Source organism: Streptomyces sp. NPDC048523 (assembly GCF_043199815.1).
GTDB lineage: Bacteria > Actinomycetota > Actinomycetes > Streptomycetales > Streptomycetaceae > Streptomyces.
This window is the reverse complement of record NZ_JBICWQ010000003.1, coordinates 636,062-650,965: the sequence shown is the minus strand read 5'-3', so window position 1 is coordinate 650,965 and position 14,904 is coordinate 636,062. Positions and strand designations below refer to the sequence as shown.

Annotated in this window: 13 protein-coding genes and 2 pseudogenes; 4 read left to right on the top strand and 11 right to left on the bottom strand. The window is 68.7% G+C overall.

Annotated elements, in window-relative coordinates; genetic code table 11:
* Positions 1 to 194 precede the first annotated feature (194 nt).
* The 4 genes from ACGFWE_RS18855 to ACGFWE_RS18840 form a co-directional block, all read right to left on the bottom strand.
* Positions 195 to 968, bottom strand: coding sequence for an isoprenyl transferase (locus ACGFWE_RS18855; protein WP_352388931.1), 774 nt, complete (start codon positions 966 to 968; stop codon positions 195 to 197).
* Positions 969 to 1,681: 713 nt separating this feature from the next.
* Positions 1,682 to 2,470: a methyltransferase domain-containing protein gene (locus ACGFWE_RS18850; RefSeq protein WP_393600518.1), complete on the bottom strand. Its 789-nt coding sequence runs from the start codon at positions 2,468 to 2,470 to the stop codon at positions 1,682 to 1,684.
* A gap of 117 nt (positions 2,471 to 2,587) precedes the next feature.
* Positions 2,588 to 3,460 (bottom strand): LLM class flavin-dependent oxidoreductase, encoded by an 873-nt coding sequence (locus tag ACGFWE_RS18845; protein ID WP_393600517.1) that lies wholly within the window; start codon positions 3,458 to 3,460, stop codon positions 2,588 to 2,590.
* Positions 3,461 to 3,500: 40 nt separating this feature from the next.
* Positions 3,501 to 4,082, bottom strand: coding sequence for a dihydrofolate reductase family protein (locus ACGFWE_RS18840; RefSeq protein WP_352388934.1), 582 nt, complete (start codon positions 4,080 to 4,082; stop codon positions 3,501 to 3,503).
* 65 nt (positions 4,083 to 4,147) lie between these two features.
* Here ACGFWE_RS18840 and ACGFWE_RS18835 point away from each other — a divergent pair, with 65 nt between their 5' ends.
* A complete protein-coding gene (locus tag ACGFWE_RS18835) occupies positions 4,148 to 4,510 on the top strand; it encodes a DUF192 domain-containing protein (RefSeq protein WP_352388935.1) in 363 nt (120 codons plus the stop codon).
* Between the two features lie 34 nt (positions 4,511 to 4,544).
* Here the strand turns inward: ACGFWE_RS18835 and ACGFWE_RS18830 are convergent, their stop codons facing one another.
* From ACGFWE_RS18830 to ACGFWE_RS18810, 5 genes are all read right to left on the bottom strand, one after another.
* Positions 4,545 to 5,555 carry an alpha/beta hydrolase gene (locus ACGFWE_RS18830; protein ID WP_393600516.1) on the bottom strand — a complete coding sequence of 337 codons (1,011 nt, stop codon included), beginning with the start codon at positions 5,553 to 5,555 and terminating at the stop codon, positions 4,545 to 4,547.
* A 172-nt stretch (positions 5,556 to 5,727) separates the two neighbouring features.
* Positions 5,728 to 6,768, bottom strand: coding sequence for a type VII secretion system-associated protein (locus tag ACGFWE_RS18825; RefSeq protein WP_352388937.1), 1,041 nt, complete (start codon positions 6,766 to 6,768; stop codon positions 5,728 to 5,730).
* Complete coding sequence (locus ACGFWE_RS18820) at positions 6,765 to 8,729, bottom strand: ADP-ribosyltransferase (RefSeq protein WP_393600515.1); 1,965 nt, start codon at positions 8,727 to 8,729, stop codon at positions 6,765 to 6,767. The genes ACGFWE_RS18825 and ACGFWE_RS18820 overlap by 4 nt, the downstream gene beginning before the upstream one ends.
* Positions 8,729 to 9,313, bottom strand: a complete 585-nt coding sequence (locus ACGFWE_RS18815) for a hypothetical protein (RefSeq protein WP_393600514.1) — start codon at positions 9,311 to 9,313, stop codon at positions 8,729 to 8,731. The genes ACGFWE_RS18820 and ACGFWE_RS18815 overlap by 1 nt, the downstream gene beginning before the upstream one ends.
* Complete coding sequence (locus tag ACGFWE_RS18810; protein ID WP_393600513.1) at positions 9,310 to 9,879, bottom strand: SseB family protein; 570 nt, start codon at positions 9,877 to 9,879, stop codon at positions 9,310 to 9,312. Before ACGFWE_RS18810 ends, ACGFWE_RS18815 begins: the two co-directional genes overlap by 4 nt.
* A 344-nt stretch (positions 9,880 to 10,223) precedes the next feature.
* Here ACGFWE_RS18810 and ACGFWE_RS18805 point away from each other — a divergent pair, with 344 nt between their 5' ends.
* The 3 genes from ACGFWE_RS18805 to mycP all read left to right on the top strand — a co-directional run bounded on the left by ACGFWE_RS18805 (position 10,224) and on the right by mycP (position 13,326).
* Entirely contained in the window at positions 10,224 to 10,547 is a 324-nt protein-coding gene (locus tag ACGFWE_RS18805; RefSeq protein WP_352388941.1) for a hypothetical protein, read from the top strand.
* 18 nt (positions 10,548 to 10,565) lie between these two features.
* Positions 10,566 to 11,930, top strand: coding sequence for a hypothetical protein (locus ACGFWE_RS18800; RefSeq protein WP_393600512.1), 1,365 nt, complete (start codon positions 10,566 to 10,568; stop codon positions 11,928 to 11,930).
* A 79-nt stretch (positions 11,931 to 12,009) separates the two neighbouring features.
* The gene (gene mycP, locus ACGFWE_RS18795; protein WP_393600511.1) at positions 12,010 to 13,326 is read left to right on the top strand and encodes a type VII secretion-associated serine protease mycosin; all 1,317 of its coding nucleotides are present in this window, start codon (positions 12,010 to 12,012) and stop codon (positions 13,324 to 13,326) included.
* Between the two features lie 151 nt (positions 13,327 to 13,477).
* On the opposite strand, the pseudogene ACGFWE_RS18790 reads toward mycP, so the two are convergent.
* Together ACGFWE_RS18790 and ACGFWE_RS18785 are read right to left on the bottom strand one after the other, a co-directional pair.
* A pseudogene (locus ACGFWE_RS18790) lies at positions 13,478 to 13,795 on the bottom strand (IS5/IS1182 family transposase); the annotation flags it as partial.
* 85 nt (positions 13,796 to 13,880) lie between these two features.
* Positions 13,881 to 14,501 (bottom strand): annotated as a pseudogene (locus tag ACGFWE_RS18785) (DUF6082 family protein).
* Positions 14,502 to 14,904: the final 403 nt, after the last annotated feature.

Here is a 14,904-nt window from a genome sequence, read left to right as displayed (position 1 = left end):
GTGCAAAGGGCCTCCCGGGCGGACGGCCCCGTGCCGCCCGCTGAGATCCGACACCCGTGGTTCGGGCATCGACCTGACTGGGTTATGCCCTCGAACATGCGCTGCCATGCCAGTACGGACGACGGCGCGCTGGTGAACTCCTTGTTACTTCCGCCCCAAACGGGGTAGACGGGCGCTTTTCTGTGGGGTGCCTGTCAGCCGCCGTAGCGGCGGTGGCGTGCCGCGTAGTCGCGCAGCGCACGCAGGAAGTCGACCTTGCGGAAGGCCGGCCAGAAGACCTCGCAGAAGTAGTACTCCGAATGGGCGGTCTGCCACAGCATGAATCCGGACAGCCGCTGCTCGCCGCTGGTACGGATCACGAGGTCGGGGTCGGGCTGGTCGCCGGTGTAGAGATGACGGCCGATCATGTCGATGTCGACGGCCTCGGCGAGCTCCTCCATCGAGGTGCCCTTGTCGTGCGCGTCCAGCAGCATCGACCGTACGGCGTCGGCGATCTCCTGGCGGCCGCCGTAGCCGATGGCGACGTTGACCAGTATTCCGTCGACGTGAGCGGTGGACTCCTCCGCCTCCTTCAGCGCCGTCTGCATCGGGGAGGGCAGCAGGTCGGGGGTGCCGACGTGGTGGACGCGCCAGCGGCCGTCGGCGGCGAGGGTGCGCACGACGTCCTCGATGATGCCGAGGAGGGGGCCGAGCTCCTCCGGCGGGCGGTTGAAGTTGTCCGTCGACAGCAGCCAGAGGGTGACGACCTCGACGTCCGTCTCGCTGCACCAGCCGAGGAACTCCTCGATCTTCTCCGCGCCGGCGCGGTGACCGTCGACGGGGCTGGAACCGGCGGCCTTCGCCCAGCGCCGGCTGCCGTCCACGATGACACCGATGTGCTTGGGCACCTGGGCGTGGTCCAGGTGGCCTTCCACCCGGCGTGCGTAGAGCCTGACCAGCAGGCCACGCAGCTTGTCGCGCAGGTTCACGTGAAAGTCAGCCCCTCTGAGATGGCGGTCCCCGCGGCTAGAGCGTACCGGTGGCTTCCGGTTGCCAACTGCACGGGGCCTTCTGGTGCGTGGGCGGTGGCAGGCCGTCGGGGACCGGTCGCGCCCGTGCCGCGAAGCCCCTGTCGGTGCGGGCGCCGCGCCTGGGCGGGTACCCCGGCCGCCCGACTCATGCGCGTCTCGCAGGCATCTCTCGCGCGTCTCCCGGCCGTCGCCCGCGCACAAAAAACGGGCCGGTCCGTGGGGGGGAGACGGACCGGCCCGAGGGGGGGTTTCCACCATAACCCTTCGTGAGGGATGGTGTGTGCATCGGCGTGCCACAACTACTCTCCGGAGTCGGGCGGCGACGGCGCGGTGGTGGGTCGAAGCCCTGTTCATGGGGGTTTCGTGGCTGAATCGCGGCGGAATCATGGGGGCGTGGGGCATCGCCCGCGTGGGTGACTCCGGGTCGGAACGTTTCTTTGACGCCGGGAAGTGGGCGCGGCACCGCGCAGCCCCCTCCTCTGCGCGGTGCCACCGCGCAGCTTTGCTGACGCGAATTGCCTCGTCTTGAATTTACGTCAGCCATGACCCGGACGCGAGCCGCCTGGGATAACGATGTGGAAACCTCGTGAAGACCATGGATATGCGGGGTGGATCGGCCGAGGATGCACATATTGTCCGCTTTGCGGGGGCTTGTTGCGGGCCGGGGCGTCTCAGCCGAGCGGTTTGCGGGCCTCGACGAGGTGGCGGCTGCTGTGTGCCACGAAGGGGCCCTCGGACTCGATCCGCTCGTGCAGGGACCGCAGTAGGGGCTCGTACTGCGCCACGGTGAAACCGGGGACCATCCACACCACCTTGCGCAGGAAGTGGACGACGGCGCCGATGTCGTGGAACTCGATCCGCAGCCGCTCGGCGCGCAGGTCGACGATCTCCAGTCCGGCGGCCTCGGCGGCGGCGCGTTCGCGGTCGGGGTGGCGGTCCGAGCTCTGCGCCGCGGGCTGCGGGCCCAGGAAGTGCTCGACGAGCTCGAAGACGCTGCGCGGGCCGACGTGCTGGGCGAAGTACGTACCGCCGGGCCGCAGTACGCGCGCGATCTCCGCCCACTGGGGGTTGACCGGGTGTCGGCTGCTGACCAGGTCGAAGGTGGCGTCGGCGAAGGGCAGCGGCGCGTCCTCCGGTACGGCGACGACCACTATGCCGCGCGGGCGCAGCAGGGCGGTCGCCTTGGCGGCGTTCGGCGGCCATCCCTCGGTGGCCGCGGCGAGCACGGGCGTCCTGACGCCCTGTCCGAGAGCGAAGTCCATGACCTCGCCGCCGCCGGTCTGGATGTCCAGCGAGGCGGCGGCACCGGCCAGCCGTCCGCCCAGTGCGCGCGCATACCCCCACGAGGGCCGCGCCTCCGTGGCCCGTCCCTCGAACCAGGAGAAGTCCCAGCCCTCGGTGGGCACGGCGGCGCCCTCGGCGACGAGGTCTTCGAATGCGCGGGTGCGGTGGGAGGTCATGGCAGTGATCGTCGCAGGGGGTGCGGGCGGGCGCCGCTCATTTTTCGGCGCTCGTTCAGCCGGTGCGCCCAGGTGGGAGTCGAGGCACCAGGCGGGAGTCAGGACACCCGGTGGGAGTCAGGACACCAGCGGCTGGACTTCGCGCGCGGCGAACCGTACGAAGCCCTCCGGGTCGGGTTCGTCGGCCGTCGGCTGGAGGACGACCGTGTCGGCGCCGGCGTCGGCGAGCCGCTGGACGGCCTGGGCGACGGCGTCCGCGTCCCCGGCGACACCGAGGTCGGGGACGTCGGCGACGCCCTCCTCGGTGAGTTCGGCGCGCAGCCGGGCGGCCGCGCCGGGTCCGGTGGCGGTGACGAGATAGACGACGACCCGGTGCGGATCCGTCCGCCCCGCCTTCTCCCGTCCCTCGTCGATGAGCCGCCGGGCCCTGCGGACCCCCTCGGGCGGGGTGCTGGCGGTGAGCACGGTGCCGTCGGCGGCCTCGCCCGCGAGGCTCAGGGTGCGCGGGCCGGTGGCCCCGGTGAGCACCTCGACGGGGCCGTCGGGCGGCCAGTCGAGGGCGACGTCGTCCAGCGAGACGTACCGCCCCCGCGTGGTGACGCGCTCCCCCGCCAACAGGGCCCGCAGCGCGAGGAGATGCTCGCGCAACAGGGTGAGCGGCGACTCCGCCCGCGCTCCCACCTGCCCCATCCAGTCCTGCACACCGTGGCCGACGCCGAGGACCGCGCGTCCCGGGAACATTCGGTGCAGCGTGGCCGCCTCCATCGCGGTGATGGCGACGTTCCGCAGGGGCACGGGGAGCAGCCCGACGCCGATCCGCACCCGCTCGGTCCACGCGAGGGCGGCTGCGGCGGTGGAGATCCCGCCCTCCCGGAAGCAGTCCTCCCACAGCCAGAGCTCTTCGAGCCCCGTCTCGTCGGCGAGCCGGGCGAGGGCCCGCAGTCGCTCGGGAGGGAGTTGGGGACGGAACACAGCGCCGAGTCCGGTCATGCCGCCTTCCTACCCACCGCAACGGGAACGGACAACTCCTTTACGGGGCCGTGCCGTTCTCGTGTTCCGGCTCGTACCGCAGCAGTACGACGCCGTTGCCGAAGGTGTGCGACTCGACGAGCCGGAGGGAGGTCAGCGTGTCGGCGTCCGGGAAGAGGGGCTTGCCCCGGCCGACGAGGACGGGGTGGACGTAGATCCGCAGCTCGTCGACGAGGCCGTACCGCAGAAAGGTCTCCGCCACGCCGGCCCCGCCCAGGGAGAGATCACCGCCCGGCTGCTCCTTCAGCGCCCGGACCTCTTCCGGTACGACCTCGCGGACGAGGGTGGAGTTCCAGTCGACGTGCGTGAGGGTCCGGGAGTAGACGACCTTGGGGAGGTCCCGCCAGATCGGGGCGAACTCCCTGACGGACGCGGGGGCTTCGGGGTCGGCGTCGGCGGTGGGCCAGTAGTCGGCCATGAGCTCGTAGACGACCCGGCCGTGGAGCAGCCCGCCCATCCCGGCGACCGTGGCGTTCATGTGCGCGTGCAGCTCGTCGTCGACCCTGTGCCAGCTGATGTCGCGGTCGGGGCCCTCGATGTAGCCGTCGAGGGACATGGACATCATCAGGACGATTTTCCGCATCGGACACCTGACCTGGAAGCGCGGTGGAGGATGGGCGCCACGGTACAGCTGGGAGGTGCTCGGGGATGGGACGCTGGCGGGACGGGCGAGGCAGGCTGGTGGTGCACGGGGAGCGGGCCGGATTCTCCGTACCGCTGGAGATCGCGACCTCCTACCGGGCCCGCACCCGGGGGCTGCTCGGACGGGACTCCGTGGACGGCGCGCTCCTGCTCTCCCCCGCGGGCGGCGTGCACACCTTCCGGATGCGGATGCCCATCGATGTCGCCTACCTCGACCGCGGCCTCCGGGTCATCGCCGTACGGACCATGAAGCCCGGACGACTGGGACTGCCGCGGGTGCGGTCACGGCATGTGCTGGAGGCGGGGGCGGGGGTGATGGAGGGGTGGGGGGTGCGGGTGGGGGTGCGGGTGGAGATCTCGGTGGAGTAGCGGCGGGCGGAAACCCCATGCGTGGGAGATTCCGTCAGAGAGTCCGTGGATTCCGGCCGGTACGCGCACCGAGACCGTGGAGGACGTTGACCACGGGGGACGGGTCCGCCGGGCCGAGATGGCCGGCGGTCGGGAAGTCGTGGACCGTGAAGCGGTTGTGCGGGGTGAGGGCGTCGGCTTCCGCGATCATGCGGTCCTGGAGTTGCGTGGCCACGGTCCTGTCCTTGCCGAAGCGAAGATAGGTGCGCGGGACCCGGCCCCAGGTGGCCGCCCGGCCGACCGCCCGGTTGCCGTACGCCGTCGTCGACTCGTCCGTCTGCATGCCTTCCAGTACGCGCAGGAACTCGACGTCCGAGTAGTCCGCGCAGATCATCTCCTTGAAGGTGGCGAGGGCACTGCGATCGGCCGTACGCCAGTTGAGGCGCAGTACACCCAGCTTGTCCGGGTCGCCGATCATGTGGCCCACCGGGCTGATGGCGTGCTGCCCCTCCGGGGAGGCCGTGCAGGCGTCCATGGAGGGCATCGTGCGGCTCGGGCAGAAGGCGGCCATGTAGCAGATGTGGTCGAGGAGTTCGGGTACGGCGTCGGCGACCCGGCTCACCGAGGCACCGCCCATGCTGTGGCCGACCAGGATCACGGGGCCGCCGAGTCGTGCGGCCCGGCGGACCGCGCCGGTGACGCGCCGCTCGAAGTCGTCGAGGGTGAGGGCAGCGACCGGCGAGGGCTCGGTCTCGAGGGCGCGCAGGTCCTGTTCCTGGTACGCCTTCGGGATGAACTTCTCGGTGCCGTGCAGGGGTTGGTCCACGGCGACGACCCGGTGCCCGCGCAGCGCGAGTTCCCTGCCGATCGCCGTCCAGAACGCGCCGGCGCTGTGGGTGCCGTGGACGAGGACGTACGTCCGTACGCGAGACGGGCGAGGTGTGGCGTGCGCGGTTTCCGCACCTGTACCTGTGGCGAGTGCGGCGGCACCCGCCACACCGGCGAGGCCCCCCAAGGCCCGGCGCCGCGAAGTTCCTTCGGGATGAGGGTTCTTGTTGTCAGTCATACCGATGAGGCTAGGAATCACCTCGGTGTCACACGATGGCCCTGCACACCCGGTCGAGGGTGTACTTGCCGATACCGACGGCCCGTTCGAGTAGCCGCCTCGAAGCGGACGACGTGGATGACCCCGCCCAGCGGGAGGGCGAGCGCGGCGGCGATCCGTGGTGCCGCCGCCGTCAGCCGAACGCGCTGACCGCGAGGTCGGACGACGGGATCCACAGACTCGGACGACTGCCGGTGTTGATCGCCACATGGCACCCGTACAGACCCTTGGCCAGCTCCCCGCCGTTCATCGCCCGCACCTGCCGACCGTCGTCCGGGACGTACTGCGTACTGGTGTAGACGTCCAGGAAGCGCTCGCCGTCGTCGCCCCGGCGGAAGCGGAGCTGCTTGCCGTCCGCCTCGACGGACACCAGCAGGGTGCCTTCGCGGAGGGCGTCCAGGAGTGCCTCGGGGGTGCCGCGGCGCGATCTGAAGGCCTGCAGCGTGCGCTCCATCTCGTTCTCCGGAGGGAGATACCCCAGCGCCCTGCGGGTGGGCTCGTAGTGGGGGTTGAAGTAGAAATCGCCGAGCTCACCGTTCTCGTCGATGAGCCAGCCGCCCAGCATCCCGTGCTCCGGGACCTCGTTGTAGGGAATGTGGCCCGGATCGACGGCGAACAGCATTCTGCCGGGCTGACGCCGGGCGGCACGCCGCATGCCCTCCGTCACCTCGGGCACGAGCAGCTTCGGACCGTGCAGAGGGATCACGGGCTGCACCCGCACCTTCAGATCACGCGGGCTCGGATCCCACCTGCTGTCGCCGACGATGTCTTCCTCGAGGTCTGCCAGACTGGGAGCCTCCTGCCAGGGCCCGGGCAGCACCCGTCCGGGATGCGGGTAACCGCCCTCCTGCTGCGCCATCTCGGCCAACGCCTCGCTGGGAGCGAGTCCTCGCCGGAACGCGGATTGCCGCAGCTCTTTCCAGAATCGGATGGAAAGAGTGGAGTCGGGACTCATTTCCACGCGCGTGACATAGCCGGCGGCGCCCTCCGCATCCGATGCCCACAGGAACCCCAGGATGCCCTCCATGTTGGCCACCACGACGTACTGCACGGGGCCGTTCGCCCGCCACTTGTAGTTGCTCGGGCCGTCAACCAGCTCAGGTTTGAGGTCATCCGCCAGCCGGGAGAAGGGCCTCTCCCCGGACTGCTCGTCCGGCTTGTGCTGCTCGCTCATCGTTGGATCTCTCCGTAGATATGCCACTGCCCGTTGGACTGGTACGCCTTGGTGATCGTGTATGTGTTGCCGCGACCGAGCAGGAGTTCACGCTCACCGACCTCGGCGTGGCTCAGCTTCTCCACCCACAGACCAGGAGTTTCCTTGGGTACGTGCAGATGGAGGATGGCCTCCTTGTGAGTGAAGACGGGGTCCCCCAACGAAGTGGACATGTAGGCCTTGTCCGTGAAGTCCCTGCCGACCATCTTCGACGGGTCGTCGCTGCCGATCTCCCGCAGATAGTGGCCCAGGTTCGTGCCGCGGGCGACTACGACATCCTCAGGGAGCGGCTTCCCGGTGAGTGCCTTGTCGAGGTGCTCGACCTGCTGGCGTACCGCCTCCGTGTCGAACTGGCCGTCCCGCAGGAACCCGTTGATCTGCTGGTATTCGGTTCCGGTGTAGCCCCGCACCGCCGCCTGCTGGTCGACAGGCAGGTTCTCCGCGTAGTCGTTCCAGTGCTCGGCCCCATAGCGCATGGCGTCCGCATTGCTGTGGAACGTGACCGCGTTGCCGGAGCCACCGGTCGTCGCCGATGGGTGCTCGGCGGCGTCCGGGACAGCGCTTCCGGCGCCGGACTCGGAGGCCGGGGCCGATGAGCCGTCCGCAGGGCCGGGTTCCGCCCACTTGCCCCGGGAGGCGTCAGCGGCCTCGTCGCCGTGCTTGACGGTCCAGCCGTCCGGCAACCCGTCCTTGGCCACGCTCCTCGCGGCAGATTCTCCCGCGTTCTCGGTCGCCGTCCCGGCCCCCTCCCGGACGCCCCGCTCCACCCCCGTCTCCATGGCGTCCTTCACACCCGCGGTGAACGTGCGGCGGGCCGTGCTCGCACTCGCGCCCGCACCGCCGGTGAGCAGGTCGAGGCCGACGTCGAAAGTGAGGGTGCCGAACGCCTCGGACGGGTCCGTCGACCACCCTGAGCCGGCCATCGACTTGGCGGTGCGCAACGGGTGGTTGGCCGAGGTGAGCAGCCCCATACCGGTGATGGAGACGTTCCGCAGGTACTGCGAGGGGTGGGTGAGGTTGTACGGGTCCAGCGGGTTGACCGTCCGCATCATGCGGGTCAGCCCGATCCCGCCCTTGAGGAAGCCGCCGGCGAAGTGCTCCAGCTCCATGTTGGCGGCCATGGGGGCGTCCATCAGTCCGGCCTTGAGCCTGGCCCAGGCACCGGGCTCGGCAGGGGCCGCCTCGAACGCGCCGGTCACCTTGGTCGCGGCGGTCTCGGCGTCGGAATCCCGCGTGTGGCGGGCGTGCTCGAGGATCTCCCGGGCCGACTGCCGGTCTGCCTCTCCGGGGTCCACGAAGTCCCCCGGGTCGGTGGGGGTACGGTCGCCGGAGCTCGCCAGGGAGCGGACGCCCAGGGCTGACCGGTAGTCCCAGAGCTGCTGGTCGTACTTCTGCCGGGCCGCGGTGCTCTTCGCCTCCGCGGCCCGCCACTTCGCGATCGCCTCACCCGCCTGCCCGCGCGCCCAGGACACCGTGTGGGCGTACGACGCCAGCGCCTGCGCCGCGGCCGTACAGGCATCGGCCGCGGTCAGCCATTTCTTGGGGTGAGTGGTGAAGGAGTCCTGGAAGGACTCGGCCGCGGTGCCGGTCCAGTGTCCCGGGTCGAGCTTCCTCAGTGCCTGCCCGGTGCTCTCGAACGCGGCGGCGAAGGCCTGCAGATGCCGGACGGCCTCCTCGATGTCCCCGGTGGAGCCGTGGATCAGCTCGCCCGGCTCATCGGCCTCGCCCAACTCCCGCTCGGGCACCACGGCGCCGACCGCCCCGGTGAGGTATTCGGCGCCATCGCGGACCCTTTCTCCGGCGGACTTGAGCCCGACCCCGTCAAGGCTGTCGCCCACCGCGCCCGCGGTCGCGTTGACACCGTCGGAGATGCCCTGCTTGACGCCGCCGGCCAGGTCTCCCAACTCCCCAAGGACGCCCATCAGTCCCCGTCCTCAGGCGTGACGGCGTCCACCGACTCCCGCACGAACTCTCCACCGGCCCGCAGCTGCGTGCCGTACTGACCGCTGGTGGACAGGTCCTCCTCGGTGGCCTGCCAGCTCTGCCCCATCTGGTGCAGGGACTCGGAGGCCGACTGCTGGGAGAGATCCGGCGTCCAACTCCCCTTTGCCGAGGCCCCGACCTGGCCCCACGACATCCGCTCCGCGTCCTCGCCGGAGACGGCCGGATCGCCGTAGGCGGCCACGACGTAGTCCTTGGTGACGCCGATCGCGTACTCCTCGGCCTCGTGGTAGTAACCGGCCGACAGATCGAGCTTCTCGGCGATCTCATTGCCCTCGTCGACCAGCGCCTTCACACCCCACTCCCAGCGTTCCGCGAAGGTGGCGAAGGCCTTGGCCAGCCCGGTGTGTCCCATCTGCAGCTGCGTCAACTCCAGGCTGCCGAAGCCGCGTCCGACCGCTCCCCCGCCGACCATGCCGACGTCCTGGAGCTCCTCGATCGTCTGGTTGATGCCTTTGGCGGCCTGCGCGAGGACCTCGGGATCCGCTTCGTATCCGTTGCTCACGCTTCCCCCGCGTTCTGAGGTCCGGTCCCTGAGGTCCGGTCGACGAGTGCTGCTGCATCCAACGCCACCAAGTCCGGCACGATCCCGGACAGCGGAGGGAGGAGGAGCGGCCGGATGCCACCGACGTCCACCGCCACCCCGGTGGGCGTACGGCTCTCCGCCACGGCGGCGGGTACGGCGATGTCGAGCAGCCGGGAGCCGAGCACCGTCCAGTAGCGAATACGGCCGCTCGCCCACCCGGGGTCGGTGCCGGCCTCGGCGCGGGTGCGTGCGAAACGCTCCAGTTCGGTGGTGGAGGTGAAGGCGTAGAGCCAGCGGACGCCGTCGGCTTCGCCGCTGCACATGGCTTGGTCCTGGCCGTCGTTGGCATCCGCGGCGCTGCCCTCGGGATCCCTGTGGGCATCGCCCGCGGCGAACGGCACGTAGAGCGCCGCCGCACGGAAGGCCGCGAGCAGCCTGTCGCCGTCGCCCTGTCCGTCGTAGAGGTCGTGGATCTCGGCGGCCAGCGTTGCCCGTTGGAGGGTGCCTACGCCATGTGTCGGGCCGTCGGCCGCGTCCACCTTCATGTGTGGTCACCCCGTGACTGATCTTGTGATGCGCGAAAGCACATCATGGTGATCGTGCGTGAGTCCAACCGGGTGGGACGGGCGTTGCCCATGCCGACAGCGCACCATGCGTTTGCCTTTGCCGACGGGGCGGGCGGTGCGCGCGCCGCCTTGAATCCCGCTTGTGGACAAGGTGGGTTGAGTTCATCGTGGTCTCGTGACGGAACGTTGTGATGTTCGTTCTGTCTGTGGTCGACAGTAGAGTTGGGGCAGGTCGGAACGGGTGTGTCCGCCATCGATCGTGACACGAGCACGACACATACACCGACCGCGAGTGACGCAGCGAAGTAAACGGGGAGCTGGGCATGGCCGAAGAAGTGAGCGTCGATCTCGACGAACTCGAGAAGACCGTCACCGCGTTGAACCAAGTACTGAGCGATCTCGGCAAGGCGAACACGGATACGGCGACCAACACGTATCTCCCCGAAGGCGCCCTCGGAACCGGATTCGACGAGGCGCACAAACTCGCCAACGCCCACAACGAGATGAAGACGTACATCGAGGACGTCGTGAAGTATCTCAACACGGTCATGGACGAGTTCGGGCGCAAGACGAAGTACACGCACGGGGCGTACCAGGACACGGACTACGCGGCGCAGGCGAGTTTCCCGAACGCGGGTACGCAGTGATCGAGGGGGCACACAACCGTGGCTGACGGCGACAAGTACATCGACTATGACTACGTCGAGATGAACATGTGCTTCAACGAGAAGCACACGACACCCTTCTCCGGCGGCAAGAACATGGACGAGATGAAGGCCATGGTCCGCCACGCCAGACCGGACCTCGTGGAGGACGTCGTCACGGGCTGGAAGGGCGTGCAGGCCCAACTGACCACGATCCAGCGCGACTTCGAGAAGGAGGTCGCCCGCATCCAGGAACACTGGAAGGGGGCCGCCGCCGACGGATTCGCCGCGAAGGCAAAGCAGGTCAGCAAGAGCATCGGCGACACCGCGAAGTATGCCGGGCACACGTCGCTCGCCATGGCGAATGCCGCCTACACGCTGGGCAAGGTCAAGGATGACGTCCTGGCGATGAAGAAGCCGGGGAGGGTGTCCAGCTTTCTCAATTCCGCAGGAGACGGATTCACCGGCAACGACAACGGAATGAAGAAGGACATCGCCGCCGGGATGGGCGCGCAGGAGGTGGCCGACCGCAATCACGACGACCTGTCTGCGGGGCGGGAGGCGCAGCTGGCCATGGCGGCGAAGATGGAGACGTTGGGGGCGTCTTATAACTCGCAGGCCAAGGCCATGGGGTCGTGGAATAGGAAGCCACCGATTGAGAGCGAGAAGGACTACCCAGGGGACCCCGGCGGCATTACGCCCACGCCGGTGGCCACTACGTCGGCCGCCTCGCCTCGAAGCCCGCAGAAAGTGACAGCAGACACCGCCCGGCACGCCCAGACTGGCAGTATCAGCCAGTCGAAGTCGGTGACTGCGCCTTCGGGCATCACCGGCGGAGCGCATCAATCGACGGCACCGATCCACAATGTAGGCACGGCGATTGACGGCATCTCCGGTGGCCACACTGGTACGCCGACGGTCAGTGGCGGTGGCGGCGTCGGTGGTGGATCCGCTGGTGGCAGCGTCGGTGGTGGCGCTGGCGTCGTCGGCGGCGTAGCCGGGGCGCGCGGAGCGATGGTCGGCCGGCCCGGCGTGGGCGGCACGCCCGGCCGCGCTGGAGCAGGTGCGGGTGCGGGTGCGGTCGGGAGCGCCCGCCCGGGAGGCTCGGCTCGCCAGTCCGATGGCATCAGCGGTGGAACGCCCAAGGCGGGTGCTGGCACAGGCAGAGGAACGGCTGGCGGCTCGGGCCTGCACAACAGCCGCGGTGCCGCGGGCCGAGGAGCCGGCGCTGTCCGTAAGGGCGGAGTCGCGGGTACACCAATTGGCCGTAGCGGTCGCCCCAAGGACGAAGAGCAGCGCGAGCGGGAGCGTCCCGACTATCTGGTCGAGGATGAGGAGACCTGGACCCCGCAGCGTAACGTGGCGCCTCGGGTCATCGAGCAGTAAGGCGCGGGACGCCACAGTTGGCGGGATGGTGAGGGGCGTCCAGGGTCAGCCCCTCACCATCCGGAGAGAGGACAGGCAAATGGGCTTCGCCCAGGCACTTCGCACAGCAGGCTGCAGCACATTGGCCGGGGCGTTTCTGTTTGCCTCTGCTCCCCTCGCGGCAGCAGATCAGGTCAGAGAAGATCAATGGGCACTCAAGGCACTCAATGCCGAATCCGTGTGGAAGTTCTCCAAGGGACAAGGCGTCACAGTTGCCGTTATCGACGACGGAGTGAACGCCAGCCACGTAGACCTTCAAGGGAATGTCCTTGAAGGCAAGGATTTCATGGACGGGGGTAGCGCGACCCCAGCTTCAGGCGATAATCACGGAACAGCAATGGCATCCATCATCGCCGGCCATGGGCACGGCACAAATGATGGCGTGATCGGCCTGGCGCCTGAGGTGAAGATTCTACCGATCCGAGAGTACGGCACTGGCGGACCGGGAACGGACGTTGCCATTCGATACGCCGTTGACCACGGCGCATCTGTGATCAACGTGTCGCAATGCTTTTATTCCACGGATCAGAGCGAGTTGGACAAGACGTCAGAAGCCGTAGCCTATGCATTGAGTCACGATGTCCTAGTCGTGGGCGGCGCAGGTAATGACGGCAACTCGTCCAAATGCTACCCGGCAGCTTCACCGGGCGCGCTGGGCGTGGGTGCTGTGACGAACGACGGGAAGGTCTGGGAGAAATCCAACTCGGGCCCTCATGTCACATTGACAGCTCCCGGAACCAACATCGTCTCCGCCAACGGCGCTGGCAATGGCTATCACGCAGGAGACGGCACATCGGATGCGACCGCCTACACATCCGCAGCAGCAGCCCTCCTCCGATCCAAGTTCCCTGACCTGACAGCAGGCCAGATCGCCAACCGTCTAGTAAAGACAGCGGCGCTGCCCGATTCGGAGAAGGGTCTGCCCCTGCCGGACAAGAGCTACGGCTACGGCATCATCCAGCCCCTCGCCGCCCTCAAGGACAACATCCCGGCCGGCTCGAAGTACGGCCCTCTGACTGTCCCGGAGTCCCTGAAGGGGAAACCTGCCGCGTCCGCGCTGGGGGAATCCGAGGAGAAGGAGACGGACCGAAACGCTGTGATCATCTGGGCCCTTGTCGGAGTCGTAGGCCTGGCTGTCATCGGCCTGGTCACCCTCCTGATCGGGAAGCGATCCAGGCGAAACAGGAACGGCAACAGCGAGCCCACCGGTCCTGGCACTCCCTCCGGCTACCCGCCGTACGGCCAGCAGCCCCACCCGCAGCAGAACCCGTACCACCAGCCGGTCTCACCTCAGCAGGCCAATCCGTACCAGCAACCGCCCACCCCGCCTCAGGGCCAGTGGCCGCCCCAGCAGTAGCCGCAGCCGGTCATGCCAACGGTTCGGCGAACCAAGTGAGTCAGTCCCGGAACCCTGCAAAGTCGGCGACGGCGGAGCAGTCCTTCAGGGCACCGATGAAGGGTGCGAAGACTCCGGTCGGGACAGTCAGCATCGCCCTGGCCGGGGACTTCTTCTCCTGTTCCGCCACCTCTTGGTCGCGGGTGGGCACCAGGGTGCCGCCCCGGTCAGCGCGGCGTCCTTGGCGAACCGGCGTTGCGGCTGGAGGGACACCAGCGGGCCCAGCTGGACTGTGATCCGGTCCGCCGCCGACTTCGAGGCCCCGAACAGCGGGGCCAGCTGGCGCATCGGCAAGTTCGTACGCGGATGGGCCACGGCCCATAGCGCCCGGTTCCTCCCGGGGCGGACTCCAAGGCCACCCCCGGCGAACCGTATCGGCACCCTCACACCGCAGGGCGGCCACCAATGTGCCGAACTGGCGCCGGCCCAGTCCAGGGAACGGTGTTGTGCAAGGCGGCTCCTACGCCGTGATCACACCAGCCACACCTTGATCATCCAGTCTGCGGCCGGCACCCTCAGCGTCGGCTGCGCAGCAGTGACCCGAGCGCCAGGCCGGCGCCCAGACCGATCAGGGCACCTACCGATGTCCGCAGCGCGAGCGACGCCCTCGCAGCCGGCACGGCAGGCGGAGGGGAGGCAATGGTCGAGCGAGTCGGCGGTCCGGACGCGACAGCCCGAGCGTGCTCCTCACTCACGATGGCCAGGAAACGGCGACCGACCCGGCTTCCCGACGAACTGGCGATCCACGACGTGTGAGCCCTGCGCCAGTAATGTCGGCCGGCCTCTCCGGTGAACATCCCGGCGAGCATGTCCCGCAGCAGACTCTCGCGAATGGTCCCGATCTCGAAGCCCATCCACGCGTAGTTCATCATGAGGTCGGCGTAGACATGCCGCTTCTGCTCATGCGGATCGACGATGTCCGTGTCGCCCCACACGGGCTGGAAGAGCGGCATGTCATCGAGTTCCAGACGGACGAGCTCCAGGTAGTAGCTGCGGATCCCCTGAATCTATTCCGCCCTCGCCTGCCGGTTCTGCACGACGAGGGAAACAGCGACACCGGCTAACGCCAGCGCCGAGACGATCGCCGACGTGAAGCCGTACGCCGCGCCGATCTCACTCAGCCTGTTCCAGTCCACGCCCTTGGAGCCGGAAAGCGCCTCCAGCACGAAAGGCGACAACAGCACCGCCGTCAGCGCAACCGCAGCGGCGCCGACCAACCCCAGAACCCTGCCTGCTCGGCGAGCCACCGATGCATCAGCCGCAGGTCCATGACGAACTATCAGATCAATCACCCCCAGGCGCGCCGGCCCCCGTGACCAAGCCGAGCCTGAGGCAGCCTACTTCCAGCTGCCGTGCTCAACATCGCCCGCCTGCCCAACCTCACCCGCGCCGATTCGGCGCACAGCTCGCTGCCGGACGGATCGCAGCCGCACCACCCGCTTCTCGCCGCCCTCAGCTCGAGGTGCGGCCCTTTCGCGCTCCCAGCAGACTCGGAGGTCGTGGTCTCAGTTGCTCCTGGACCGTGAGTTCGCTGTCGCC